We start from the raw sequence: 24,310 nt of genomic DNA, 5'->3' as shown, positions 1-24,310 counted from the left end.
CGCGAGGGAGTCCAGATCAGGCGTCACAACCGATCTTTGGACTCCCTCGCTTCATGTCATGCGCGCCAGCGAGCCCTTGGCATCAATCATCTAGGCCGAGAACGCCCCGGGCAGCGGCGCGCGGGGGTGGCGGGACGGGCCGGCCCCGGTCAGTTCCCGGTTTCCCCGGCCGCGTCGTCCTCGTCGCCGTCTCCGGCGAGCGCTGCCTTCTGGTCCGCGACGGACGTGCCGGCCCGGACGGTCTTGACGGTCTCGACGGGCGTGGGCTCGTCGGGCTGCTCGCGCCCAGCGGGCGGGTCCTCGTCGTGGTGCAGCGGGACGCCTCCGGAGCCGCCCTGCGGTGTGTCCTCCATGATCGTTCCTCCTCAGGTCCGTCGGCCCCGGCCTTCGCGTCGGAGCCCGTGCTGGGCCGGGTAGCGGGCGCCGTGGCCGACACCCGGCCAACGGCGGCCGGGCCGGTGGCGGACCGGCCGCCGGACGGCGTGCAAGGGCCCCGGACAGGTGTCGTGCACGGCGCCCGCGGCCCGGTCAGTCCTCACCGAGGACGGCGTAGGTCTCCGCATCGTCGCGCTCCCTGCTCTCGTCGGTCGAGGCGCCCGACGGGCGGGGGCGGGCGGGCCCGCCAAGGCCTCGGACCGGTCGGCCGGCCTGCCGGCATCGGGCCGGCCGGGGGTGCTGACGGCCCGGGCCGGGCCACCGTCACCTTCGCGCGCGTCCATGGACCGTCACCTCCGGGTGCGGCGCCCCCGGCGGGCGCCTCGGATCGAACCGGCTACCCGGCGGCGCGACCGACAAACGACGACGTGGTCCGGGCACCGGGCGCCGGCACGGTGCGAGGAGCCGGCGTGGCGGGAGCCGTCGAGGTTTCGGCGCACGCGCCCCGGTTAGCCGCTCCGGCGACGGAACCGAGAACGTCGACGACCGAGGCTGACATGCGAGTGAGGCTGACATGACCGAATTCGGCTACTTCCTGTCCTGCGAGGAGTTCACCCCCGCCGAGCTGGTCGAGCAGGCGCGGCTGGCCGAGCGGGCCGGCTTCACCCGGCTCGCGATCTCCGACCACTTCCACCCGTGGAACGACGCCCAGGGCAGCAGCCCGTTCGTGTGGGGCGTCATCGGGGCGCTCTCCCAGGCGGTCCCGCTGCCGGTGACCACCCTGGTGACCTGCCCGACCGTCCGGTTGCACCCGGCCGTCACCGCCCAGGCGGCCGCGACGGCGGACGTGCAACTGGCGGGCGGGCTGCGGCTCGGGGTGGGCACCGGGGAGGCGCTCAACGAGCACGTGCTGGGCGACCGCTGGCCGCCGTACGAGGTCCGGGCGGAGATGCTGGCGGAGGCCGTCGCGGTGCTGCGCGAGCTCTTCACCGGCGAAGTCGTGTCCCACCGCGGCGCGCACTACACGGTCGAGAACGCCCGGCTCTACACGCCCCCGAAGGACGGCCGACTGCCCGTCTACGTATCGGCGTTCGGCCCGAAGGCCGCCGAGAGGGCGGCGGAGTACGCCGACGGACTGGTCACCATGGGTCCGGACACCGAGCTGATCGGCCGCTACCGGGCGGCCGGCGGCCGCGGGCCGGTGATCGGCGGGCTGAAGGTCTGCTGGTCGGCGGACCGCGAACGGGCGGTGAAGACGGCCCACCGGCTGTGGCCCAGCGAGCTGCTCCCCGGCGAGCTCGCCCAGGTGCTGCCCACGCCGCGGCACTTCGAGCAGGCCACCGAGCTGGTCACCGAGGAGATGGTCGGCCAGTCGGTCACCTGCGGGGACGACCCGGAGGAGCACCTCGACCGGCTGCGCTCGTACGTGGGGGCGGGCTTCGACGAGGTCTACGTCGGCCAGATCGGCCCGGAGCAGGAGGGCTTCTTCGACTTCTACCGCGAGCGGATCCTGCCGCAGGCCGCCTGACTCCGGTGGGCGTGCGTGCCCTCTGGAGGACCGCGGCGGGTGTGCAGGCCCGGCCGGGCGCCCGCGGGTGGCGGGCCGCCCGGTCGGGCAGGCCGTCACCCCTGCGGCGGGCCGCCCGGCAGCCGCAGGTCACACCAGACCGTCTTGCCCGGGCCCATCGGACGCCAGCCCCACTGCAGGGCGATGCTGAGCAGCAGGAAGAGGCCGAGGCCGCCCTTCTCGTCCGGACCGTGCGGCGGCCGGGGCGTCGGCGGGCGCGGACTCTCGTCGCTGACCTCGATCCGCAGCCGTCCGCCGGCCCGGATCAGCAGCAGCGCCCGCGGCCCGCGGGTGTGCCGCACGGCGTTGCCGACGAGTTCGGAGACCAGCAGGACGGCATCGGCCACCATCATCGGGTCGGTGACGTCGGCCAGGAACGCGGCGGTGAACTCGCGCGCCTCGGCGACCGCGCCGGGCCGGGCCGTCAGCGGCAGCCTGCGCGCCGCGGGCTCGGCGAGCCCCGTCGGAGAGAGCCGCGTGCCGTTCATGCCGTCCCACCTCCCTCGCCGGTCGGGGTGCCCCCGCCCGCCGAGCGGGCGGGGGCCCGCGCGTGGTCGCCGCCGCCGCGGGGGACCGGTCGTCCACGGCCCTCGAAGGCGCCGGAGGCGCGCGAGGTCGCTGTCGTCAGGAGTCCTGGCGGCATCCTGGGGATCTCCTTCCGTCCGTATTCGGTCGGCCCGCTCACTCCGCGCCTACCCGGGCAGCCCCGCCGCTAACGCTGCGCGCCGCATCCGTCGCCCGGACCGGTCAGGCCGGCGGGCGGGCCAGCGGGCTGCCGTCGAGGTCGGCGAGCAGCTCGGCCGGGCCCGAGTGGACCTCGACGGCTCCGGCCGCGCGCAGTTCCCGGGCCGAGAAGCCGCCGCTCTCCACGGCGATGCAGGGCACGCCGGCGCGGCCCGCCGCGGTGACGTCCCAGACGGTGTCGCCGACGAACACGGCGTGCCCGGGGTCGGCACCCGCGCGCTCGAGTGCCACCCGGACGACGTCGGGCGCCGGCTTCGTCGCGGCGACGTCGTCGGCGGTGGTGGCCGCCGCGATGACGTCGTCCGCGCCGAGGGCGCGGCGCAGCACCGTGAGCTCGCGGTCGGCCGCCGAACTGGCCAGCACCACCAGCCAGCCCCGGGCCGCGCAGGCGCGGAGCAGCTCGGCGGCGCCGGGCAGCGGGGTGATCGCCGGCCAGAAGCGGCCGTACAGGGCGTCGTGGGCGGCGGTGATGGCCTCGTCGTCGTCGCGGTCGCGGTCGGTGCCGAGCAGGTGGTCGAGGAGCTGGTCCGCACCCATGCCGACGGCCCGGTGGGCCCGCGCGGCGGGGACGGTGCGGTCGTACTGGCGCAGGGCCTCCCACCAGGCGAGGGCGTGGAAGTACGTGGTGTCGAGCAGCGTGCCGTCCACGTCGAACAGCGCTGCCGCGGTGGGTGTCATGGGTGGTCCCTTCGCTCGCGGACACGGTGTTCCCCCCGCACACCGACGGCCCCCCGCAGGGCGGCTGACCGCTCCACGGCCCGGGAAACCCCGCGACGCGTTCCGGACGCCCGCCGGGTGTCGGTGTTTCGGCCGGGCCGGCGCGGCAAGACGCCTGCCATGAATACCCGCGCGCACCCGAAACCCCGCCAGGAACCCCGCACCGTGGTCATCACCGGCGCCACCGCCGGCGTGGGCCGCGCCTGCGTCCGGGCCTTCGCCACCGACGGCGACCGTCTCGTGCTGATCGCCCGCGGCGAGGCCGGACTGCGCGCCGCCGCGGCCGAAGCCGAGGCCGCGGGCTCACCGGTACGCACCATCGAGGCCGACGTCGCCGACCCGGAGGCCTGCGAGGCCGCCGCGGCCCGTGCCGAGGCCGAGTTCGGGCCGGTCGACGTCTGGGTCAACGACGCCTTCACCTCCGTCTTCGCCCCCTTCACCGAGATCACCGCCGAGGAGTTCCGCCGCGTCACCGAGGTCACCTACCTCGGCTACGTCAACGCCACCCGGGCCGCGCTGCGCCGCATGCTGCCGCGCGACCACGGCACGATCGTGCAGGTCGGCTCGGCGATCGCCTACCGGGGCATCCCGCTGCAGACCGCCTACAGCGGCGCCAAGCACGCCATCCAGGGCTGGCACGAGGCGCTGCGCTGCGAGCTCCTGGCGAGCAGATCCGGCGTGCGGGTCACCATGGTGCAGCTGCCCGCGGTCAACACCCCGCAGTTCGACTGGGTCCTCAACCGGCTGCCCCGCCGGGCCAGGCCCGTCCCGCCGGTGCACCAGCCCGAGGTGGCGGCCCGCGGCGTCCGCTACGCCGCCGACCACCCGGGGCGCCGCGAGTACTGGGTGGGTGCCAGTACCGCCGCCACCCTGATCGCCAACGCGATCGCGCCCGGCCTGCTCGACCGCTACCTGGCCCGTACCGGGATCGGCTCCCAGCAGGACGACCGGCCGCGCCGCTCCGGGGAGCGGGCCAACCTCTGGGCGCCGGCCGACTCCACCGACGACCACGGCGCGCACGGCCGCTTCGACGACGAGGCGCGCGAGCGCAGCGCCCAGCTGTGGGCCTCCCAGCACCACGGCCTGCTCGCCGCCGGCGCGGTGCTGTTGATCGGCGCGGCCGCCGGCGCCCTCGCCCGGGGGCGGTGACGCGATGCCCGCGACGGACCGGCAGCCGGCCGCGACCGACCGGCGACCCGCCGTACCGACCTTCGGGGTCGAGGAGGAGTTCCTGCTGGTCGACCGCCGCACCCGGCTTCCGGCCGAACGCGCCCCCGAGGTGATCGCCGAGGCGGCGACGGTGCTGGGCGACCAGGTCCAGGCGGAGTTCTTCCCCGTGCAGGTCGAGGTGTGCACCCGCCCCGCCGGGCGGCTCGACGACCTGCGCGCCGACCTCGTCCGGCTGCGCGCCGTCGTCGCCGCGGCCGCGGACGGCGCCGACTGCCTGCTGGTCGCCTCAGGCACGCCCATCCTGTCCGCACCCGGGCCCCGGCCCGGCCGCATCACCGACAGCGAACGCTACCGGACCATCGCGGCCCACTACGCCGGCGTGCTCGACGACTACGACGGCGCGATCTGCGGCTGCCACGTGCACATCGGCGTGGCCGGCCGGGGGCAGGCCCTGGCCCTCGGCAACCACCTGCGGCCCTGGCTCCCGGTCCTCCAGTCACTCACCGTCAACTCCCCTTTCACGGCGGGCCGGGACAGCGGCTTCGCCAGCTGGCGCACCGTCCAGTGGGCCCGCTGGCCGACCGTCGGCCCCGCCCCCGTCCTCGACGAGGAGCAGTACGAGGCGCTGGCGGACGCCCTGGTGGCGTGCGGCGTCCTGCTCGACCGCCGGATGATCTACTGGTACGCCCGGCCCTCCGAGCACGTCCCGACGCTGGAGGTGCGGATCGCCGACGTCAACGCCGACCTGACGACCGTCCTGCTGCTCGCCGCCCTGCTGCGCGGCCTCGCGGCCGTCCTGCTCCGCGAGATCGAGGACGGAAGGCCCGCGCCCGCCTTCCCGGCCGGGCTCCTCGGCGCCGCCCACTGGCAGGCCGCCCGCACCGGGCTGGCCGGCGACGGCGTCGACCCGGGCACCCGGCGGCGCACCCCGATGGCCGTCCTCGTCCAGCGGCTGCTGGAACGCGCCGCCCCCGGCCTGGACGCGGCCGGCGACCTGGCCTTCGTGGAGGGCGCGCTCGGCGGCCTGCGCCGGCTCGGCACCGGCGCCACCCGCCAGCGGCGCGCCCTCCACCACCACCGCCGGCTGACGGCCGTCGTCGACGAACTCGCCGACCTGACCGCCGCCGTGCCCTGAGCAGGGCCCGCCGGCGCGGTTCGTCCGCCCCTCGAAACCCGTCGCCGCCCGCACGGGACCACCGGTAGCGTGCGCCCGGCACGGCCACGAGACCCCCGGGGGACGACACGATGCTCGACGCCACACCGCTCGCCGGCACCCACGTGCGGCTGGAGCCGCTCGACCACCGCCACTTCAGCGTCGTCCGCCCGGACTGGCCGGCGGTCAGGGAGGCACTCACCGAACGCCTCGCCCGCGCCACCCGCTGAAACCTGACCACTGAAACCCTGACCGCTGACCCCCGCCCGCGCGGCCCCGGGCCACCGACCCGCCGTCCCGGGGCCGTGCGCCGGCCTGCGACCATGTCCCCTTCCGCACCGAGCAGGGGGACCGCATGGAGCTACGGCAGCTGCGCTGCTTCGTCGCCGTGGCCGAGGAGCTGCACTTCGGCCGGGCCGCCGAACGGCTGTTGCTCGGCCAGCCCGCCGTGAGCCAACAGGTCCGGCGGCTGGAACGGGAGTTGAAGGTCGAGCTGTTCGACCGTTCACCCCGGTACGTGCGGCTCACTCCGGCCGGCGAGCGCTTCCTGCCCGCGGCGCGGGACGTCCTCTCCGCGGAGGGCGCCGCCCGCGCGCTCGCCGCCGACCTGGCCGCGCCCGCCGTGCTGCGGCTCGGCACCGTCACCGGGCTCGGCGAGCGGCTCGACCGGATCCTGGACGCCTACCAGCTCCGTGCCCCCCGGGTGCGCGTCGAACTCCACGCCGCCCCGGTCCGCGACCGGCTGGCAAGACTGGCGGACGGTCGGCTCGACGCCGCCTTCGTCCGCGGCGCCGTCCCCGACGACAGCCCGGACCTGCGCTTCCTGCCCGGCTGGCAGGACGAACTGGTGATCGCGCTGCCCGCCCGGCACCCCCTCGCCGGGCAACCCGTGGTCGAACTCGCCGAACTCGCCGACCTGCCGCTGCGGATGACCGAACGCCGCAACCACCCGGCGCTGGTGGACCTGGTGACGGAGGCCTGTGCGCGGGCCGGCTTCCGCCCGGTGCCCGGCCCCGCCCACACCACCTTTCAGGACACCCTGGCCGCCATCGGCACGGGTGCCCCGATGTGGACGGTGGTGTACGCGGCCAACGCCCGGATGACCAACGCCCGCCGGGTCGTCTTCCGCCCCTGCCGCACCCCGCTGTCCCTGCCCACCTCGGTCGCCGTCCGGCGTTCCGCCCCGCTCCCCCGGCTGCTCCTGGAGGCCTGCCGAACGCCCCCGGGCTGCGACGATCACGATTCGTGATCGCTGCCGGAGCGATTCGGGTCTGGGTGCGGGCGGCGGAATCGGATGGACTGTCTCCCGGCCGGAGAGACCGGCCGGAAGTCCGGTGAGGAGCCGAGGATGCCGATCGTCACCATTCAGCAGGGCCCGCGCGACGTGGAGCAGAAGCGCGAGCTGGTCGAGAAGATCACCGAGGCCTTCGTGGAGGCGCTGGAGGTCCCCGCGGAGAGCGTGTTCGTGTGGATCCAGGAGTACCCGGCGCAGAACTGGGGCGTGGCCGGCAAGCTCACCGCCGACCGGTAGCCGGGCGGCGCCCGGTCGGGGCCACGACCCCGACCGGCGGCCCGGCCGGAGGGCACGCCGACACCGGCCGAAGCGCCCGCCCGCCGACCGGAGGGCCGCCTACCCGTCGGAGCGCGGGTGGAAGGGCACAGCGACGTCCGCCACGTGCTCGCCCGGCTCGGCGGTGCCCCAGTTCGGGTAGTACACCTCCCGGTCGGCGGCGCTGCGGACGCGGCGGTGCTCGGCGAGCCAGGCGCCGACGGCGTCGTGGGCGGCGGCCATCGCCCGGTAGCCGTCCTGCCGCTTCGTCAGGGCGGTGTACGCCTCGCGGTGCGCGGGCTCGATCCGCACCCCGATCGGCCCGGACGGTTCGACCGTGTTCCGCGTGGGGGCGCAGACCTCGACCAGGCCGTCGGAGTCCTCGCTCACCAGGCCGTGGTAGACGGCGAAGACGGGGCCGGAGAGGCACGCCCCGGTCTCCCTCAGCCGGGTGAAGAGCCGCTCGCTCGCCTCCGCGAGGAAGCCGGGCAGGTCGGCGGCGGTGACGTGGCGCCGGGTGAACAGCACCGTCTGTTCGGGCACGTCGCGTTCCGCGATCTCGTACATGGTCGGGTTCCCTCCGGTCAGTACCGCCCGGGCGTAGCCCACCGCCTCCCGGCGGGCCGTGTGCACGGACTCCTGCTCCCGCCAGTAGCCGTCGAGCAGCCGCGCCGCCTCCTCGCCGTCCGCGTCGAGCACCGCCGCGATCCGTGCCAGCGGCACGTCGGCGGCGCGCAGCAGGGCGATGCGGCGGGCCCGTTCGACCTGGGCGGGGCCGTAGTGGCGGAACCCGGTCCGCGGATCGACCCGGGCGGGCGGCAGCAGCCCGCGGTCCCCGTACAGCCGTAGGGCCTTGGGGCTGAGCCTGGTCCTGGCCGCGAGCTCCCCGATGGTGATCAAGTCCTCTTGCACGCCGCCACTGTGCCGTCTGCCCCTGGGGAAGGGGCAAGCCCCACCGCTCCGGCCGCGGTCCGGAGCGGAGACGGAACCCGGCAATCCGGCGCGGCGGGTGGCGGCGAATCAAGGGCAGGAAGGCGACGGATTCTCCGCCCACCGGCGTGAATCCCCGGAGCCGCCCCCTGCAGGACGGAGCCCCGAGCCCGATTCCGCACGGAGGGAGCGGTCTCCGCGCTCGTCCGCCGGGTGCGCCCGGCCGCCTTCCCGTCCCTGACGGCACGTCTGTGAGAGGAGGTGTACAGCCATGCGCACGAACCGGATGAGGAACTCGCTGGCGGCTGCCGCCGTCGCGGTGACACTGGCCGGCGGTACGGCCCTGACCACCGCCGCGTCGGCCTCGGCGGCGCCCGTCACGGCCGCTTCCCAGTCCCAGCAGCAGGGCCGGTACACCTGGCACCCCGGCTGGTGGGAGAACAAGCTCGTCTCCGGGAGCTGGGAGAAGGTCTGGCACGCCGGCTGGTGGCAGACCCAGTGGCACCCCGGCTGGTGGGACGGCCACCACCACTGGCACCACGGCTACTGGTACAAGATGTGGCACCCGGGCTGGTGGGAGAACCGCTGGCAGAGCGCCCACTGGGAGAAGGTCTGGTACGCCGGTTACTGGACGTGACCCTGCCCGGGCCCCGTCCACGCACCGGTGCGCGGCTCCCACCCGTGGGGCCGCGCACCGGCGAGGCCGGCAGCCGCCGCACGGCTGCCGGCAGGTCCGAGGACACCCGCGCCGCCGTTGCCGACGGCGCACCGCCGTGGAAATGCCGTGAGAGCCATGACCACCACCGCACCCCTCCGACGGCCGGACCGCACCGACCGCCCGGCCGACCAGCTGCCGGCCGACCCGTCGTCCGCCGCGCTCCGGTTCGACCGGGACGTCCGCCGGATCCCCGAACTACGGTCTTTCGCGCGGACGTTCGTCCTGCGCACCCGCCCGGGGCGGGCCGCTCACCTCGCGGACGTGCTGCTGGTGGTCACCGAGCTGGCCACCAACGTCGTCCGCCACACCGAGGGCCCCGGTCTGCTGACCCTGACCGCACGGGCGGACGGCACCGAGGTCACGGTCGGCGACGGCAGCCGCCGACTGCCCGTCATCCGCCTGAGCAGCCCGGGCGGCCTCTCGGGACGCGGCCTCGTCCTCGTCGCCGCGGTCTGCGAACGCCTCGACGTCACGCTCGACCCGGGCGCGGGCAAGACCCTGCGCGCTACGCTGACCGACCGGCCACCGGTGGCCCGGGCCACCTCCCGGCCGGAGGGGCGCACGCGGACCTGGTAGGCCGCGGAACCGCCGGCACCGCCGCGGCGGGCCCGAGGGCGCGGCGAGGAAGAGGACCAATCGGCCACCCCGGCGGCCTCGAATGCCAGGTAGGAGCAGCCCCCGCCACCGCTCCGCCCGCCCTCCCCTGGAGATCCCCATGCCCGTCACACCCGGCCGCACCGCACCGCCGCCAGGACACCGCTCCGGACGGACGGCACGGGCCCGGCCATGAACACGATCGCCCACCTGTCCGCCGCCCCCGAGCCCGATCCCGACCTGAAGCCGCTGGTCGCCCGCGTCGCCAAGGGCGACCGGGACGCCTACACGCAGCTGTACGACGCGCTGGCGGTCCGCGCCTACAACCTGGTGCGCCGGGTGCTGCGCGACGAGGCGCAGTCCCAGGAGGTGACCCAGGAGGTGATGCTCGACGTGTGGCGCAGCGCCGCCCGCTACGAGCCGGACCGCGGTGACGTGGTGCCGTGGGTGATGACGATCGCGCACCGGCGGGCCGTGGACCGGGTCCGCTACTGCCGCGCCGCGGCCGAGCGCGACCGCAAGGTCGCCGCCACCACCGGGGAGACCTCCTTCGACGTCGTCGCCGAGGAGGTCGAGACGGCCCTCGAGCACCAGCAGGTCCGCCGCTGTCTGCGCCGACTCACCCTGCTGCAGCGTCAGTCCGTGCTGCTGGCCTACTACCGGGGGCTCACCTACAGCGAGGTCGCCGCCCACCTCGACACACCGCTCGGCACCGTCAAGACCCGCCTGCGGGACGGCCTGATCCGGCTCCGCGACTGCCTGGGAGCCGACTCATGACCATCGCACACGACGCCGACGTCCACCTGCTCACCGGCGCCTACGCCGCCCACGCCCTGGACGCCGCCGAGAGCGAGGCGTTCGAGCGCCACCTCGCCGACTGCGAGGCCTGCGCACTGGAGGTCGACGGCTTCGCCGCCACCCTGGCCCGGCTCGGCGCCGCCCAGGCCGTCCTGCCCCCTCCCGCGCTGAGACCCCGGGTCCTGGGCCGGCTGGAGCAGACCCGCCAGCTGCCGCCCCGCACCCGGTCCACCCCGCTCCCCGCGCCGCGGCGCGGGCCGGGCCGCACCCGCTGGCCGCGGTTCGCGCTCGCCGCGTCGACGCTGCTCGCCACCTCCCTGGGCGTCCTCGCCTACCAGCAGCACGACCGGGCCGACACCGCGCGCAGCCAGGCCGCCGAACTCCGCGAGCAGCAGACCGTCTTCGGGGAGCTCCTCACCGCCCCGGACGTCCGCGTCACCACCACCGCCTCGGGAACACCCGGGACCGGCACCGGCACCGTGGTCTGGTCCCCCAGCCACAACCAGGCCGGGTTCCTCGCCGCCGGGATGCCCCAGCCCGCTCCCGGGCGGGTCTACGAACTGTGGCTGAACCACGACGGGACCATGAGCCCGGCCGGCCTGCTGCCCGGCGGCGACGGCTCGCTCGTCCTCACCGCCCCGCTCGACCGCGCCCGCGCCGTCGCCGTCACCGACGAACCCGCGGGCGGATCGCCGCACCCGACCACCGCGCCGATCATGGTGCTGCCCCTGGGCGCCTCGCGCAGCGCGTGAGGGCGCGGCCGGGACACCCGGCCGCGCCGGACACCCCGGCGCGGCGCACCGAGCGTCTAGGCGGCCGGCGGCCACCCGACCGGCTCCGGCCGGAGGGCGCGCAGGGCGGCGAGGGTGGCGGCGATCGCGGGCTCGTGCCCCGTGCCGGGGCGGACGGCGGCCTCGATCGTGCGGGCGAGCGCCGTGTCGGTCACCCGGAGCGCGGTGAGTGCGGGCGGCAGGTGCGAGGCGGCCAGGAGGGGGATCAGGGCGGCGTGGCCCGCACTCCCGGCGAGGGCGATCATGGCCGTGAAGTCGGTGCAGACGTGCCGCACCCGGGGGGTGAAGCCCGCCGACCGGCAGGCCTGGAGCACCGCGTCCCCGCAGGCGGTCTGCGCCGGGGCGGTGATCCATGTCGTGTCGGCGAGCTCCCGCAGGTCGAGGGGGGCCCGGTCCGGCCGGACGGCCGGATGGTGGCGGGGCAGGACGGCGACCAGGGGGTCGGTGAGCAGCGTCCGGTATTCCACGCCCTCGGACGGCGGCGTGGCCAGGTTGTCGTACCGGTAGACGAGGGCGACGTCGGCGCGGCGCTGCAGCAGCAGTCGCACGGCGGCCTCGGGTTCGGCCTCGGTGATGTGGAGCCGGACGTCCGGGTGGGTGTCCTCCAGGGCCGTGGCCAGCGGCGCGGCCACCGGCGCGAGGGCGCTGGGGAAACAGGCGAGGTGCAGGGGGCCCGCGGGTGAACCGGCGGCCGTGTGCAGGCGGCTGCGGGCGCGTTCGAGGGCGGCGAGCACGTGCTCGGTGTCGCCGTTCAGGCGGCGGCCCGCGGCGGTGAGGTGGACGGAGCGGCCGGTGCGCTCCAGCAGGCGGGTGCGGGTCTCCTCCTCCAGCAGCCGCAGCTGCTGGGAGACGGCGGAGGGGGTGACGCCGTGGAGATCGGCCACGGCGGTCACCGTGCCGTGCACCTCCAGGTCGCGGAGCAGGACGAGGCGACGAACATCGAGCATCAGTCCATCTTAACGAACGACTGTAGGAGATGTAGCTGGACGCCGTGCACCCTGTCCGGCGACCCTGGCTGCTGCCGGTTCCACCCCCATCAAACAGTGCCAGGAGTGCCTCGTGCGTGCCACCGTCATCCACGGCCCCAACGACATCCGGATCGAGCAGGTGCCGGACGCGGTCGTGCAACGGCCGACCGACGCCGTGGTGCGGGTCGTCAGCGCCTGCATCTGCGGCAGCGACCTGTGGGCCTACCGGGGCGTCGCGGCCCGGGTCCCCGGCCAGCGGATCGGCCACGAGTTCCTCGGCATCGTCGAGGAGGTCGGCGCCGAGGTGACCGGCTTCGCGCGCGGCGACTTCGTGGTCGCCCCCTTCGTCTGGTCCGACGGCACCTGCGACCACTGCCGCGAGGGGCTGCACACCTCCTGCCCGCAGGGCGGCTTCTGGGGCGAGGTCGGTTCCGACGGCGGCCAGGGCGAAGCCGTCCGCGTCCCGTTCGCCGACGGCACCCTGGTCGGACTGCCGAAGGAGGCGGCCGGCGAGGAGAAGCTGCTGCCCGCCCTCCTCGCCCTCTCCGACGTGATGAGCACCGGCCACCACGCCGCCGTCACCGCCGGCGTCCGGCCGGGCAGCACCGTCGCGGTGGTCGGCGACGGCGCGGTCGGCCTCTGCGGGGTGCTCGCCGCGCAGCGCCTCGGCGCCGGCCGGATCATCGCACTGGGCCGCCACGAGGCGCGCACGGCGATCGCCCGCACCTTCGGCGCGACCGACGTGGTGGCCGAGCGCGGCGCGGACGCGGTCGAGGCGGTCAAGGCACTCACCGGCGGTCAGGGCGCACACGCCGTGCTGGAGGCCGTCGGCACCGAGGAGTCGATGCGCACGGCGATCTCCATCGCCCGGGACGGCGGCGCGGTCGGCTACGTCGGCGTGCCGCACGGCGGCCCCGCCGGCGTCGACATCGCCCAGATGTTCGACCGGAACGTCTCGCTGCGCGGCGGCGTGGCCCCCGCCCGCGCCTACATCCCGGAGCTGCTGCCCGACGTGCTGTCCGGCGCGATCGATCCCGGCCTGGTCTTCGACCGCACCGTCGGCCTCGACGGCGTGCCGGAGGGCTACCGCGCGATGGACGAGCGCACCGCGCTGAAGGTGCGCATCGCCTTCTGACACGGCGTCCGTCCCGGACGACACCCGAGGCCGCTCGCCCTCCCGAGGAGGGCGAGCGGCCTCACGCCTTCCCGGGCAGCCTCACTCCCGAGCGGCCTCACGCCCGGCTGCGCACCTCACGCCTTTCCGGGCAGCCGCAACTCCCGTTCGAGGGCGGACAGGGCGAAGGTGTGCGCGGAGTCCCGCTGCCATCGCGGGCGCCCGAACATCACGTCGCCGGAGAGCCCGTTGAGCATGGCCACCGTCCTGATGACGAACTCGGACGGGTCCACGTCGGCGAACTGCCCGAGGGCCCGCCCCTCCAGGACGATGGCCTCCAGCTGCTCCTCCCAGGCCTCGGACAGCGCGGTGAGGAGCTGCCGGCCGGCGTCGTCGTGGCGCTGCGCCAGCACCTGCGTCCACAGGGCGTAGCGCTCGTCGCCCTGGTGACGGGGCAGGTAGTAGCGGACGAACAGCGCCAGCTTCTCGGCCGGGGACGCGGCCCGCTCCGCGGCCTGCTGGAACTGCGCCACGAGGTCCGCCTCGCTCCAGGCCAGGACCTCCAGCAGCAGGCGGTCCTTCTTGCCGAAGTGGTACAGGATGTGGCCGGTGCTCATCCCGGCCCGCGCGGCGATGTCCGTCATCCGCACGGCCGCGGGGCCCTTCTCGGCGATGGCGCTGATGGCGGCCCGCATCGCCCGTCCCCGCGCCTCGTCACCGCTGGGCTGCCGCTTCCGGTCGACCGAGGCCAGCGCGGGCTGGGGCGCGGCGCCCGGTTCCGTGCCCGTGGCGGGCCTGGTCGCGCCCTCCGTCGGAAGGGGGCGCTGCGGCGGTGCGGGCTCGGTCTCTGGCGTCGACATGGCCTCACCTCGGTGCTGGGGATCTAGATTCTTAGTCTAGACTGAAAATCTAGCCAGTGCGACCGGACGCGCGACGGCCCCGCATACGCGGCCGGCCGCAGCGACGTCCCCCGGTCCGCCCGTACGACCCGAACCCTCCAGGAGGCACCCGAATGACGCGCCGATTCGACGTTGTGGAGACCTGTATCGCCGCTCTGCGCGCGGCGCTGGAGAAGGGCGAGACCACCGCGGTCGAGCTCCTCGACGCCTACCTCGCCAGGATCGACGCGTACGACCGGCCCGGCACCGCGACCGCGCTCAACGCGATGGTCGTGATGAACCCCGAGGCCCGCGCCGAGGCCGAGGCCTCCGACGCCCGCCGCGCGCGCGGCGAGACGCTCGGCCCGCTGGACGGCATCCCGTACACCGCCAAGGACAGCTACCTCGCGAAGGGCCTGACGGCCGCGGCCGGTTCGCCCGCCTTCGAGCACCTCGTCGCCCAGCGCGACGCCTTCGCCATCGAGCGGCTGCGCGCCGGCGGGGCCGTCCTGATCGGCCTGACCAACATGCCCCCGATGGCGAACGGCGGCATGCAGCGCGGCGTGTACGGCCGCGCGGAGAGCCCGTACAGCGCCGACTGGCTGACCAGCGCCTACGGCTCCGGCTCGTCCAACGGCTCGGGTACCGCGACCGCGGCGTCCTTCGGCGCCTTCGGCCTCGGCGAGGAGACCTGGTCCTCGGGCCGCGCGCCCGCCTCGTACAACGCGCTGTGCGCCTACACGCCCAGCCGCGGCGTGATCTCGGTGCGCGGCAACTGGCCGCTGGTGCCGACCATGGACGTCGTCGTCCCGCACACCCGCACGATGGCCGACCTGTTCGAGCTGCTCGACGTCATCGTGGCCGACGACCACGACACCCGCGGCGACCTGTGGCGCGCCCAGCCGTGGGTGCAGCTGCCCGCCCCGTCGCAGGTCCGCCCCACCTCGTACCCGGCGCTCGCCCCCGCGGACGCGCAGGCGGCCCGCGCCGCGCTCGCCGGCAAGCGCGTCGGCGTCCCCCGGATGTACATCAACGCCGACCTCGAGGCCGGCACCAACCCCGAGGGCGGCATCGGCGGCCAGACCGGCCAGCGCATCGACACCCGCCCCTCGGTGATCGACCGGTGGGAGGCCGCGCGCCGCGACCTGGAGGCGGCCGGCGCCGAGGTCGTCGAGGTCGACTTCCCCGTCGTGTCCAACTACGAGTCCGACCGCCCCGGCGCCCCCTCGCTCTCCACCCGCGGCCTGGTCGGCGCCGACTTCCTCAAGGTCGAGATCGAGGACCTCTCCGCCTGGGCGTGGGACGACTTCCTGCGGGCCAACGGCGACCCGGCGCTCGCCACCCTGACCGAGGTCGACGGCGACCGGATCTGGCCCAAGCAGCAGGGCGAACTCCCGGACCGCTACGCCGGTTTCGACGACACCATCGTCGAGTACCCGCGCTTCGTGCGCGAGCGCCCGTACGCCTCGTTCACCGACATGCCGCACCTCGAGGAGGGGCTGCGGGGCCTCGAGGAGACCCGCCGGGTCGACCTGGAGCTGTGGATGGACGACCTGCGCCTGGACGCCGTGGTGTTCCCCGCGGTCGCCGACGTCGGCCCCGCCGACATGGACGTGTCCGAGGCCTCCGCCGACCTCGGCTGGCGCAACGGCGTCTGGGTCGCCAACGGCAACCTGGTGCCCCGTCACCTCGGCATCCCGACCGTGACCGTGCCCATGGGCACCATGCCGGACACCGGCATGCCCGTCGGGCTCACCTTCGCCGGGCGCGCCTACGACGACAACGCCCTGCTCACCCTCGCCGCGGCCTTCGAGGCGACGGGCGACCGCCGGACGGAGCCGACCCGCACCCCGCGGCTGGCCGCCGAGTAGGGCGCAGTGACCTGCCGGCCCGGAAAGGCCGGCAGACGCCCCCGTTCCGGGGTCACCGCGGCGGCGGTCGACCCCGGAACGGGGATCCGGGGGATGGCGCGCGCCCGGGGGCGGACGGAGCAGGCCGGGAGCGGAACCGCCCACCGGCGCGAGCCGCGCGGGCGAACTGGCAGGATGCCCGCGTGGACTCGATCGTGCGCGCCGCTGCAGAACTCCTGGACACCGGACTGTCCGCACCCGTCGACCTCGGCGGAAGCCGGCGCAGCACCGTGCTGCGCTGCCGGACCGCCTCCGGCGGCAGCGTGATCGTCAAGGCCTACACCGAAGGACCGGAGGCCCGGCGGTGCTTCGCCGCGGAGGCCGCCGGGCTCTCCTTCGGCCTGGCCGGCCCCGAGCTGCTCGGCGCGGACCCGAAGGCCCCGCTGCTGGTCATGGCGGACCTCGGCGACGCGCCGACGCTGGCGGACGTGCTGCTGGGAAGCGACCGGAAGGCCGCGGAGGACGGCCTGGTGGCCTGGGCCCGCGAGCTCGGGCGGCTGGCCGCGAAGTCCGCACACCGACGCGACGAGTTCCGGAAGTCGTGGGCCCGGTACGGCACGGGGACGACCTCCTGGGACGACGAGCCGTGGATCGCACGGGACGCGGCCGCCCTGCCCGCGCTGCTCGACGCGGCCGGAGTCGAGGTGCCCGCGGGGCTCGGTGCGGAACTCGCCCGCATCGGAACGGCGGGCGGGGAGGAGTACCCGGCCTTCACCCCGGGCGACACCTGCCCCGACAACAACCTGCTGACGCCGCGGGGGCTGCGGCTGATCGACTTCGAAGCCGCCTGCTACCAGTCGGTGTTCCTGACGGCCGCGTACTGCCGGATGCCGTTCTCCACCTGCTGGTGCGTCTTCACCCTGCCGCCGGAGACCGCCCGGAAGGCCGAGGAGGCCTACCGGGCGGAAGTCGTCCCGGTCTACCCGGCGCTGGCCGAGGACACGGTGTGGCGGGCCGGGATGCGGCAGGCCGTCGTGCTCTGGACGGTGAACGCGACCGTGCGCCTGCTGCCGCGCACGGTAGAGGACGGTCCCATGCACAGGACCCGGCGCCCCGTGGCGACCAGGCGCCAGGTCCTCCGGAACCGCTGGCAGGTCGCGAGCACCGTCGACGGGTTCCCGGCCTTCGCCCGGACCGTGCGCAACCTGCTGGACAAGGCCGCCCGCGAGTGGACCGTGGCTCCGCTCCCCCGCTATCCCGCCTTCCGCACCGCGCCGGCGGGCCTCGACCAGCCCTAGGGGAACCACGGATCCGCGTGCGGCCGGGCCGAAGCCCTGATCCACGGTGCGGCGCACCCAGGAACGGCGCAGCCTGGAGGCCCTCCCCGGAGGCTGCCAGGTTGAGTCGCCATGAGCAGCGATCAGTTCCCCCCGCACGCCGACCCGTACGCCGGCCCGTCGGTCGGCGCCGACGGCGCGCGTGCCGTCCACCGCCCCACCGACACCGCCCGCCGCCCCCTCCTGGAGCGGCTCCGCCGGACCGCCGCCGACCCGGGGCGCCGCATCCTCTTCACCGGCGCCACCGTCCTCACCATGGACCCGGCGCCGGGCACCCTCGACGTCGGCGACCTGCTGGTGTCTGGCAGCACCATCAGCGCCGTCGGCACCGACCTCCGGGCCCGCGGGGCCGCGACGGACGCGATCGTGGTCGACGCCACCGGGACGATCCTCGCGCCCGGCTTCGTGGACACCCACCGCCACGCCTGGCAGGCCCAGTTGCGCCGGACCATGCCCGACGTGAACGACCTCGCCGGGTACGTCTCCACCACGCTCGCCGGGCTCGCCCCGGTCTACCGGCCCCACGACATGTACGTCGGCACCAGGCTGGCCGCGCTGGCCGCCGTCGACGCGGGAATCACCACGATGCCGGACTTCTCGCACAACTCGCGCAGCGCCGCCCACTCCGACGCCGCCGTCCGTGCCCTGGTCGACAGCGGCATCCGGGGCGTGCACGCCGCGAGGGGCCCGCACGTCGGTGCCTGGGACGGGCAGTGGCCCGCCGATCTGGCCCGCCTGCACGCGCAGTACACCGGCAGCCGGACGACCGTCCGCCTCGCCGCCTTCGCCACCGACCGGATCGCGGGCCCCGGTCTGGCCTACGGGCCGGAACTCGCCCGCCGGGCGGCCGACCTGGGCATCGGCGTGAGCGTGGACGCGGTCTTCGGGCCCGAGTCCTCGGAGGCGGTCCTCCGCTGGGAACGCCAGGGGCTGCTCACGGCGACGCGCCACCCCCGCACCGGTTGACGGGATCGGGACCGCCGCGTCCGCGGCGGGCGCGGCGGGCGCGGCGGGCGCGGCTGGTTCCGGCCGAGGCCCCTCAGGGCACGGCCAGGTATCCCTGGACGGTCCTGGCCAGGAGCGGGGCGACGTGGTCCACGGGCGCGGAGGCGAGCGGTTCCACCTGGATCACATAGCGCGCCATCGCCAGTCCGACGATCTGCGACAGCACCAGCTCCACCCTCAACTCCGGATTCTCCAGGTCGAGTTCACCGGCCAGGCGGCCCACCAGCTCGGTGACCATGAAGCCCCGCACCAGCGCCGCGACCTCCTCGCTGGCGGCCGCCGTGCGCAGCAGTGCCAGCAGCCGGTCCCGCACGGCCGGCTGTTCCCAGAGCCCCAGGACGAAGGCGGCCACCCGCTCGCCGACGCGGTCCCGCTCCCCCGCGAGCACCTGCTCCACGACGACCCGCGGGTCCACCGGGAAGTCCAGCGCCGCCAGGAACAGGCGGTCCTTGGTGCCGAAGTAGTGGTGCAGCAGCGCCGCGTCCACCCCGGCCGCCCGGGCGATCGCCCGCATGCTCGCCTTCTGGTACCCACGCGCCCCGAACTCCGCCCGCGCGGCCGCCAGCACCGCGCCCCGGGTGTCCTCGCCGCCCGGGCGCCGGCCGACCCGCTTCCGCTCTTTCCCCTCGCCACTCACCGGGCCATTGTCCCCGGAGCGGGCGCGCGGCACTTGACCGGCACCCTCCCCCGGCGCAAAACTCATCACATGATGAATTCCTCGGCGGGGCCGGACGCCCCCGCCATCCGGATCACCGGCCTGACCGTCGAACGAGGCGGCCGGACCGTCCTCCACGCCCTCGACCTCGACCTCGCCCGCGGCACCATCACCGGCCTGCTCGGCCCGAGCGGCTGCGGCAAGACGACCCTGCTGCGCTCCGTCGTCGGCGTGCAGCGCACCGCCGCCGGCCGGGTCAAGGTGCTCGGCCTGGAGGCCGGGAGCCCCGCCCTGCGCCACCGCGTCGGGTACGTCACCCAGGCCCCCTCCGTCTACGGCGACCTCACCGTCGCCGAGAACCTCGCCTACTTCGCCGCCGTCCTCGACGCACCTGCCACCGACCCCGCCCGGGTGATCGCCCTGGTCGGCCTGACCGGCCACGAGCAGCACGTCACCGACCGCCTCTCCGGCGGACAGCGCGCCCGCGTCTCGCTCGCCGCCGCCCTCCTCGGCGCCCCCGAGCTGCTGATCCTCGACGAACCCACCGTCGGCCTCGACCCGGTGCTCCGCGCGGACCTCTGGCAGCTCTTCCGCCGCCTCGCCGACGCCGGCACCACCATGCTGGTGTCCAGCCACGTCATGGACGAGGCCACCCGCTGCGACCGCCTGCTCCTGATGCGCGAGGGCCGTCTGATCGCCCACGACACCCCGGACGAACTGCTCCGCGCCACCGGCGCACCCGACATCGACAGCGCGTTCCTGGAGCTCGTGGAGGCCGCCAGATGAACACCCGACACCCCCGGCCCCCGGCGGCGCCCGCCCTGCGGCGCACCCTTGCCACCGCCCGCCGCGTCCTCACCCAGCTGCGCCACGACCCGCGCACCGTCGCCCTGCTCCTGGTCGTCCCCTGCCTGCTGCTCGTCCTGCTCACGTACATGTTCGACGCCCAGCCGGCCACCTTCGACCGGATCGGCCCCGCCCTGCTCGGCGTCTTCCCGCTGCTCGTGATGTTCCTGGTCACCTCCGTCGCCATGCTCCGCGAGCGGACCACGGGCACCCTGGAACGGCTGCTCACCATGCCGCTGGGCAGGCTCGACCTCCTGCTCGGGTACGCCGTGGCCTTCGGCCTCGTCGCCCTGCTCCAGGCGACGCTCGCCACCGCGCTCGCCCTCGGCCCGCTCGACCTGCACATCGCCGGCCCCACCTGGCTGGTCTTCGCCGTCGCCGTCGCCGACGGTCTGCTCGGCATGGCCCTGGGCCTGCTGGTGTCGGCGTTCGCCTCGACGGAGTTCCAGGCCGTCCAGTTCCTGCCCGCGGTCCTCCTCCCCCAGCTGCTCCTGTGCGGGCTCTTCGTCCCGCGCGACGGCATGGCCACCGCCCTGCGCTGGATCTCCGACGTCCTGCCGCTCTCCTACGCCGTCGACGCGATGACCCGCCTCACCACCACCGCCACCGCCGACCCCGCCGTCGCCCGCGACCTCGCCGTCGTCACCGGCGCCGCCCTCCTCGCCCTCGCCCTCGGCGCCGCCACCCTCCGCCGCCGCACCCCCTAGCCGAGCGCGGGCCCACCCGGCCCCGAAGGCTCGGGGCGGGTGGGCCGAGGTCCGTCATCGCGGGCGAACCAGCGGGCGGAGGCGTCGGGTTCACCCACTGGAAGGGGCGCGCGCCCGGGGTGGCCGGGGGGTGTCGGTTCCGGTGGGTCCGGGCGCGCGCCTGCTCGGGGGAGGTGGGTCAGACGGTGAGGAGGGCGGGGCTGGCGGCCTTGTCGGTGGGCAGGAAGTCGTCGGGGACGGGGTACTGGCCGAGGACGTAGTTGAGGATCGCCGCGTGCATGGCCTCGACGGGGGCGATGCTGGCCGCGGTGGCGATCCCAGCGGGGCTGGTGACGTTGTAGGTCGCGAAGAGGTAAGTCTGGGCGGCCTGGTTCTCCAGCTGGAGGGCCAGCTTGGCGACGTCGCCGACGGAGGCGGCCTTGCCGAGCGCGGCGAGGGTGTCGGGCTGGTTGGACAGCGGGACGCCGGTGATGGCGGGCAGTCCGGCACCGGTGAGGACGGCGTTCCAGGCCTTGGCGTGGTCGGCGTGCTGGGACTGCGCGGTGGTGATGAAGTTCGCCACCGCCGGGGGGACCGTGCCGAGCTTGCCGGCCTTGGCCGCGTCCAGCGCCGCCTGGTAGGCGACGACGGCCTGGTTCTCCAGCGCGGTGGCCAGCGCCACCACCTTCAGGTCCCCGGTGTACTGCCCGGACGCCGAGGGCGAGCCGGGCGTCGGGGAGGCGGGGCTGGTGGGTGCCGGGCTGGTGACGCTCTTACTGCTGGAGCAGGCCGCCAGGACGAGGGCGGCGGCGGCCCCGCCCGCGCCGACGAGGAAGCGGCGCCGCCCCGCGTCGGCCTGCCCCGCGGCGCGGAGCTCCTCCGTCAGCTCGGCACCGGTCGCGTGCATCAGCGGGAGGGTTGCGCGGTGGGCGTCGTCCATGTCCCGTGTCAGGCGGGCGAGTTCGGCCTCGGCGATGGCGGGCTGCCAGGTGCGGTCGGCGGTCACTGGACGGCCCCTTCGGTGATCGGGGAGGCGTTGTCGGTCTTGTAGAACGCGTCGGGGAAGCCGACGCTCCCGGCGGCGGCGGGCAGCTTCGCCGGGTCGACGGGGATGGTGATCAGGTCGGCGGCGTTGCCCGCCAGCAGCGCCTGGACGGCCAGCAGCACGGCCCGGTGCTGGGCCTCGACCGGGGCGACGGAGGCGAAGAGCTTGCGCAGGTCGGCGTTGCTCACCTGGCCGACGTTCTTGGTGTACGTCTGGGCGGCGACGTCCTCCAGCGTGATGGCGAGCTTCACCACGTCGGCCGGCGTCTTGATGGTGGGCAGCGCCTGGTCGACGACGGCCTTGTACTTCGGGTCGGGGTTGTTCTGGGCCTGGCCGCCGGCGGCGGTCGCGGCGGCGTTGAAGGCCTTGGCGTGGGCCTGGTGCTGCTCGGTGGTCTTGGCGATGAACGCCGCGACCGTCTTGTTGCCGTCCTTGATGAACGGCAGTCCGGCGGCGGTCTGGTAGACGCTCACCGCCAGGTTCTCGATCGACGCGGCGGTCTGCAGCGCCATGATGTCGTCCGCCGACGCCGTCGCGGACGGGGAGGCCGCCACCGCCCGCGCCACGCCGACCAGCCCCGCGGCCCCGGCCAGGCCGGCGAGCGCGCTCCCGCGCTGCCACCACCGGCGTGCGGGCTGCGCGCCCTGTTCGAAGTCGGTCAGCGACCCGCGGGTGATCCGCATCGCGTCGCTGTTCAAGTCCTGTGACTGCTCGGTGAGTTCTTCCAGCAGCCGGGTGTCGATGTGCTCGCTGGCCATCAGGTCCCGTCTCGGCTCGTCCGCCCGGCCGGTTGCCGGGCACTTCCGTCCGGCCTTCGGCGCCCTCCCCTCACCGGCTTGGTCACCGGACCCGAACGGCCCGTCATTTCACCCGTGCGGGTGAGATCGGACGGGGGTTTGACGGCCGGCTCCCCCCAAGCCCCGCGACCCGCAGGCGCCCGGAGGAGGCCGACGGCACCCTTTCCCCGCCCCACGGGCCGTGTCATCATCTCTTCGACTCAACCGGGGGGCCGATGAGCAGCATTCCGTCAGGCGACGCTCACGAGAGCGGCAGGGTTCCACCGGCTCCCCCGCATCCGCCTCGGCCCCCGGCGGCCTCCGGCGGGCGGTGGAGCGAGTTCGCCGCCGTCGTCACGGCGCTGACGGGCGTGGCCGGGCTGGCCATCGGGTTCCTCGGCCTGCCAGCGGTGGTGCACTCCCCCACCGCATCCAGCGCGGTGGCCACCGAGACCGTGCCGGGCCCGACGGTCACGGTCACGCGGACGGTGACGGCCCCCGCGCTGCCGGACACTCCGTCCGGCACCGGGCCTGCGCCGCAACGACCATCCGCGACGGACCAGTCCCTCATGGTCCTCCCCCCGATCAACTGCTACTGCGACCTCTCCCGGGCGAAGGTCGCGATAGCGGGGAAGACCTACCAGAACTCGCTGGTCACCGGGGACGTGTACTGCAAGTCCGGTGGGGGGATCGAGTTCAACCTCAGCAAGGAGTGGTCGAAGCTCACCACCACGGTCGGAATCGAGGACAGCTCGAAGGGCCGGAGCGGAAGCGTCACCGTCTACGGCGACGACCACGAACTCAGCCGCCAGAACGTCACGTTGGGCGACAGCGTGCCGATCTCCGTGGACGTGACGGGCGTGCTCAGACTCCGCATCGCCTACACGTCCGACGGCTACTGCGGGCAGGCCCTCATCGCCGTGGGCGATCCGGTCCTGACCCGCGCCGGCTCGGCCCCTTAGCACCGTCCGGGCACGACTCGACGGGTCCGACCCGGCCGCTGTGAGCAGCCGCGGCAGGCCTCCCGGCCCGGAGCCCCACGGTGTCGTGAAGCTCCGGGAGTGCGGAGGTCGACGGTGTCGCCCGCCCCTCGCCGGTGTCAGTCGCCGTCGTCGAGGGCGGCGGCGATCTTGGCGGCCATGGCCGCCATGGCGGGGCTCCGGCCGTCGCGGGTCTGCAGCGCGGCCTCGACGGCGATCCGCATGACGGCACGGAAGTTCTCGGCCTCCGCGGGGTCGACGTCCCGGAGCAGCGCGACGGAGGCCGCGAGGGCGGGGAAGACCTGGTCGGCCAGGTCGGCGGTGGACTTCCCGCCGAGCTTCATGCCCTTGGGCTTCTCGGCGAGAACGCGGCCGACCAGCCCGGTCGCGGCGGACAGCGCCTTGCCGCCGGCGATGCCCGCCCGGGCGGAGGAGAACGCCCCGGGGTCGGCGGCGGCCATCAGGGCGACCACGCCGTGGGCCGCCGTCTGCAGCGTCAGCTTCTCGCCGCGGCCGAGGACCGTCTCGGCCACGGGTGCGGCCCGCCCCGGGCTCGCGGCGGTCATCCGGGTGGTCGCCTCGCGCTGGAGGGCGGCGGCCGAGCCGAGGAAGTCCACGATGGCGGCCAGTTCGGTGTCGTCATAGCGCGCGCACAGCCCGTCGAGGGCGACCGTCCAGTCCGCGAAGTGGGGGGCCAGGGCCTCCGTCGGACCCTCGGCGGCCTCGATGAGGACGCTCCGGCCGTCGGAGGGGTTCGGCACGCGGCGGGCGAAGCCCTTGCGCTGGAGCCGGTCGACGAGTCCGGTGACGGAGGCGGGGGCCAGCCCGGACTGTTCGCCGAGCTGGCGCGCGGTCAACGGGCCGAGGCGCTGGAGCAGGTCGATGGCCTTCTCCTCGGTGGCGCTCAGCCCGTGCAGCTGCGCGAGGGCGGTGTGGAACATCACTGCGGCGGTGCTGAGTTCCCGGCCGGCCGTGTGCAGCCGGGCCATCAGCTCGCCGCGCGAGGGCCGGTCGGTGGAGGTCATGATCCCAGACTAGCAAACTGTTTCGGTGCGCCGAAGCAG

At 75.2% G+C, this 24,310-nt stretch carries 27 protein-coding genes; 17 read left to right on the top strand and 10 right to left on the bottom strand.

The window, feature by feature from the left end; translation table 11 throughout:
- Positions 1 to 149: 149 nt before the first annotated feature.
- Entirely contained in the window at positions 150 to 353 is a 204-nt protein-coding gene (locus ACIRS1_RS35320) for a hypothetical protein (protein ID WP_402846506.1), read from the bottom strand.
- A gap of 596 nt (positions 354 to 949) precedes the next feature.
- On the opposite strand from ACIRS1_RS35320, the gene ACIRS1_RS35315 reads away from it, so the two are divergent.
- Positions 950 to 1,903 carry a TIGR03557 family F420-dependent LLM class oxidoreductase gene (locus ACIRS1_RS35315; protein ID WP_402846504.1) on the top strand — a complete coding sequence of 318 codons (954 nt, stop codon included), beginning with the start codon at positions 950 to 952 and terminating at the stop codon, positions 1,901 to 1,903.
- A gap of 95 nt (positions 1,904 to 1,998) precedes the next feature.
- On the opposite strand, the gene ACIRS1_RS35310 is transcribed toward ACIRS1_RS35315, so the two are convergent.
- Together ACIRS1_RS35310 and ACIRS1_RS35305 are read right to left on the bottom strand one after the other, a co-directional pair.
- Positions 1,999 to 2,430, bottom strand: coding sequence for an ATP-binding protein (locus ACIRS1_RS35310; RefSeq protein ID WP_402846503.1), 432 nt, complete (start codon positions 2,428 to 2,430; stop codon positions 1,999 to 2,001).
- A gap of 259 nt (positions 2,431 to 2,689) precedes the next feature.
- Positions 2,690 to 3,364 carry an HAD family hydrolase gene (locus ACIRS1_RS35305; RefSeq protein ID WP_402846501.1) on the bottom strand — a complete coding sequence of 225 codons (675 nt, stop codon included), beginning with the start codon at positions 3,362 to 3,364 and terminating at the stop codon, positions 2,690 to 2,692.
- A 159-nt stretch (positions 3,365 to 3,523) separates the two neighbouring features.
- Between ACIRS1_RS35305 and ACIRS1_RS35300 the strand changes: the two genes are divergently transcribed.
- The 5 genes from ACIRS1_RS35300 to dmpI all read left to right on the top strand — a co-directional run bounded on the left by ACIRS1_RS35300 (position 3,524) and on the right by dmpI (position 7,257).
- Positions 3,524 to 4,552: an SDR family oxidoreductase gene (locus tag ACIRS1_RS35300; protein ID WP_402846499.1), complete on the top strand. Its 1,029-nt coding sequence runs from the start codon at positions 3,524 to 3,526 to the stop codon at positions 4,550 to 4,552.
- A gap of 4 nt (positions 4,553 to 4,556) precedes the next feature.
- Positions 4,557 to 5,708: a glutamate--cysteine ligase gene (locus ACIRS1_RS35295; RefSeq protein ID WP_402846497.1), complete on the top strand. Its 1,152-nt coding sequence runs from the start codon at positions 4,557 to 4,559 to the stop codon at positions 5,706 to 5,708.
- 110 nt (positions 5,709 to 5,818) lie between these two features.
- Positions 5,819 to 5,956 (top strand): hypothetical protein, encoded by a 138-nt coding sequence (locus ACIRS1_RS35290; RefSeq protein WP_402846495.1) that lies wholly within the window; start codon positions 5,819 to 5,821, stop codon positions 5,954 to 5,956.
- Positions 5,957 to 6,081: 125 nt separating this feature from the next.
- Positions 6,082 to 6,975, top strand: a complete 894-nt coding sequence (locus ACIRS1_RS35285; RefSeq protein ID WP_402846493.1) for a LysR substrate-binding domain-containing protein — start codon at positions 6,082 to 6,084, stop codon at positions 6,973 to 6,975.
- A gap of 45 nt (positions 6,976 to 7,020) precedes the next feature.
- Positions 7,021 to 7,257, top strand: coding sequence for a 4-oxalocrotonate tautomerase DmpI (gene dmpI / locus ACIRS1_RS35280; protein ID WP_402846491.1), 237 nt, complete (start codon positions 7,021 to 7,023; stop codon positions 7,255 to 7,257).
- Between the two features lie 99 nt (positions 7,258 to 7,356).
- Here the strand turns inward: dmpI and ACIRS1_RS35275 are convergent, their stop codons facing one another.
- Positions 7,357 to 8,187 carry a MerR family transcriptional regulator gene (locus ACIRS1_RS35275; protein ID WP_402846489.1) on the bottom strand — a complete coding sequence of 277 codons (831 nt, stop codon included), beginning with the start codon at positions 8,185 to 8,187 and terminating at the stop codon, positions 7,357 to 7,359.
- A gap of 289 nt (positions 8,188 to 8,476) precedes the next feature.
- On the opposite strand from ACIRS1_RS35275, the gene ACIRS1_RS35270 reads away from it, so the two are divergent.
- The 4 genes from ACIRS1_RS35270 (at position 8,477) to ACIRS1_RS35255 (ending at position 11,067) form a co-directional block, all read left to right on the top strand.
- Positions 8,477 to 8,842 carry a hypothetical protein gene (locus ACIRS1_RS35270; protein WP_387902900.1) on the top strand — a complete coding sequence of 122 codons (366 nt, stop codon included), beginning with the start codon at positions 8,477 to 8,479 and terminating at the stop codon, positions 8,840 to 8,842.
- A 156-nt stretch (positions 8,843 to 8,998) separates the two neighbouring features.
- Positions 8,999 to 9,499, top strand: a complete 501-nt coding sequence (locus ACIRS1_RS35265; protein ID WP_402846487.1) for an ATP-binding protein — start codon at positions 8,999 to 9,001, stop codon at positions 9,497 to 9,499.
- 210 nt (positions 9,500 to 9,709) lie between these two features.
- Complete coding sequence (sigK, locus tag ACIRS1_RS35260; protein WP_402846485.1) at positions 9,710 to 10,294, top strand: ECF RNA polymerase sigma factor SigK; 585 nt, start codon at positions 9,710 to 9,712, stop codon at positions 10,292 to 10,294.
- Positions 10,291 to 11,067, top strand: coding sequence for an anti-sigma factor domain-containing protein (locus tag ACIRS1_RS35255; protein ID WP_402846483.1), 777 nt, complete (start codon positions 10,291 to 10,293; stop codon positions 11,065 to 11,067). The genes sigK and ACIRS1_RS35255 overlap by 4 nt, the downstream gene beginning before the upstream one ends.
- Positions 11,068 to 11,123: 56 nt before the next feature.
- On the opposite strand, the gene ACIRS1_RS35250 is transcribed toward ACIRS1_RS35255, so the two are convergent.
- Entirely contained in the window at positions 11,124 to 12,053 is a 930-nt protein-coding gene (locus tag ACIRS1_RS35250; RefSeq protein WP_402846481.1) for a LysR family transcriptional regulator, read from the bottom strand.
- A 112-nt stretch (positions 12,054 to 12,165) separates the two neighbouring features.
- On the opposite strand from ACIRS1_RS35250, the gene ACIRS1_RS35245 reads away from it, so the two are divergent.
- Positions 12,166 to 13,209, top strand: a complete 1,044-nt coding sequence (locus tag ACIRS1_RS35245; RefSeq protein ID WP_402846479.1) for a zinc-dependent alcohol dehydrogenase family protein — start codon at positions 12,166 to 12,168, stop codon at positions 13,207 to 13,209.
- Positions 13,210 to 13,325: 116 nt separating this feature from the next.
- Here the strand turns inward: ACIRS1_RS35245 and ACIRS1_RS35240 are convergent, their stop codons facing one another.
- Positions 13,326 to 14,048 (bottom strand): TetR family transcriptional regulator, encoded by a 723-nt coding sequence (locus ACIRS1_RS35240; RefSeq protein ID WP_402846477.1) that lies wholly within the window; start codon positions 14,046 to 14,048, stop codon positions 13,326 to 13,328.
- 152 nt (positions 14,049 to 14,200) lie between these two features.
- On the opposite strand from ACIRS1_RS35240, the gene ACIRS1_RS35235 reads away from it, so the two are divergent.
- The 3 genes from ACIRS1_RS35235 to ACIRS1_RS35225 all read left to right on the top strand — a co-directional run bounded on the left by ACIRS1_RS35235 (position 14,201) and on the right by ACIRS1_RS35225 (position 18,219).
- Entirely contained in the window at positions 14,201 to 15,937 is a 1,737-nt protein-coding gene (locus ACIRS1_RS35235) for an amidase (protein WP_402846475.1), read from the top strand.
- A 182-nt stretch (positions 15,938 to 16,119) separates the two neighbouring features.
- Positions 16,120 to 17,214: a hypothetical protein gene (locus ACIRS1_RS35230; RefSeq protein ID WP_402846473.1), complete on the top strand. Its 1,095-nt coding sequence runs from the start codon at positions 16,120 to 16,122 to the stop codon at positions 17,212 to 17,214.
- Between the two features lie 111 nt (positions 17,215 to 17,325).
- Positions 17,326 to 18,219 (top strand): hypothetical protein, encoded by an 894-nt coding sequence (locus tag ACIRS1_RS35225; RefSeq protein ID WP_402846471.1) that lies wholly within the window; start codon positions 17,326 to 17,328, stop codon positions 18,217 to 18,219.
- A gap of 73 nt (positions 18,220 to 18,292) precedes the next feature.
- Here the strand turns inward: ACIRS1_RS35225 and ACIRS1_RS35220 are convergent, their stop codons facing one another.
- On the bottom strand, positions 18,293 to 18,895 hold the full coding sequence (locus ACIRS1_RS35220; RefSeq protein WP_402846468.1) for a TetR family transcriptional regulator: 603 nt from the start codon (positions 18,893 to 18,895) through the stop codon (positions 18,293 to 18,295).
- 69 nt (positions 18,896 to 18,964) lie between these two features.
- Here ACIRS1_RS35220 and ACIRS1_RS35215 point away from each other — a divergent pair, with 69 nt between their 5' ends.
- Positions 18,965 to 19,699, top strand: a complete 735-nt coding sequence (locus tag ACIRS1_RS35215; protein WP_402846466.1) for an ABC transporter ATP-binding protein — start codon at positions 18,965 to 18,967, stop codon at positions 19,697 to 19,699.
- Positions 19,696 to 20,466, top strand: coding sequence for an ABC transporter permease (locus ACIRS1_RS35210; protein ID WP_402846464.1), 771 nt, complete (start codon positions 19,696 to 19,698; stop codon positions 20,464 to 20,466). The genes ACIRS1_RS35215 and ACIRS1_RS35210 overlap by 4 nt, the downstream gene beginning before the upstream one ends.
- Positions 20,467 to 20,644: 178 nt before the next feature.
- On the opposite strand, the gene ACIRS1_RS35205 is transcribed toward ACIRS1_RS35210, so the two are convergent.
- Positions 20,645 to 21,451: a ferritin-like domain-containing protein gene (locus ACIRS1_RS35205; RefSeq protein WP_402846462.1), complete on the bottom strand. Its 807-nt coding sequence runs from the start codon at positions 21,449 to 21,451 to the stop codon at positions 20,645 to 20,647.
- A complete protein-coding gene (locus tag ACIRS1_RS35200; protein WP_402846459.1) occupies positions 21,448 to 22,248 on the bottom strand; it encodes a ferritin-like domain-containing protein in 801 nt (266 codons plus the stop codon). The genes ACIRS1_RS35205 and ACIRS1_RS35200 overlap by 4 nt, the downstream gene beginning before the upstream one ends.
- Before the next feature lie 587 nt (positions 22,249 to 22,835).
- Here ACIRS1_RS35200 and ACIRS1_RS35195 point away from each other — a divergent pair.
- Positions 22,836 to 23,228: an NPCBM/NEW2 domain-containing protein gene (locus ACIRS1_RS35195; protein WP_402846457.1), complete on the top strand. Its 393-nt coding sequence runs from the start codon at positions 22,836 to 22,838 to the stop codon at positions 23,226 to 23,228.
- A 137-nt stretch (positions 23,229 to 23,365) separates the two neighbouring features.
- Here ACIRS1_RS35195 and ACIRS1_RS35190 read toward each other — a convergent pair whose 3' ends face one another.
- Positions 23,366 to 24,271 carry a MarR family winged helix-turn-helix transcriptional regulator gene (locus ACIRS1_RS35190; RefSeq protein ID WP_402846455.1) on the bottom strand — a complete coding sequence of 302 codons (906 nt, stop codon included), beginning with the start codon at positions 24,269 to 24,271 and terminating at the stop codon, positions 23,366 to 23,368.
- Positions 24,272 to 24,310: the final 39 nt, after the last annotated feature.

This window comes from Kitasatospora sp. NPDC101176, assembly GCF_044768035.1.
Classification (GTDB): Bacteria; Actinomycetota; Actinomycetes; order Streptomycetales; family Streptomycetaceae; genus Kitasatospora.
This window is presented reverse-complemented; position numbering and strand designations above follow the sequence as displayed.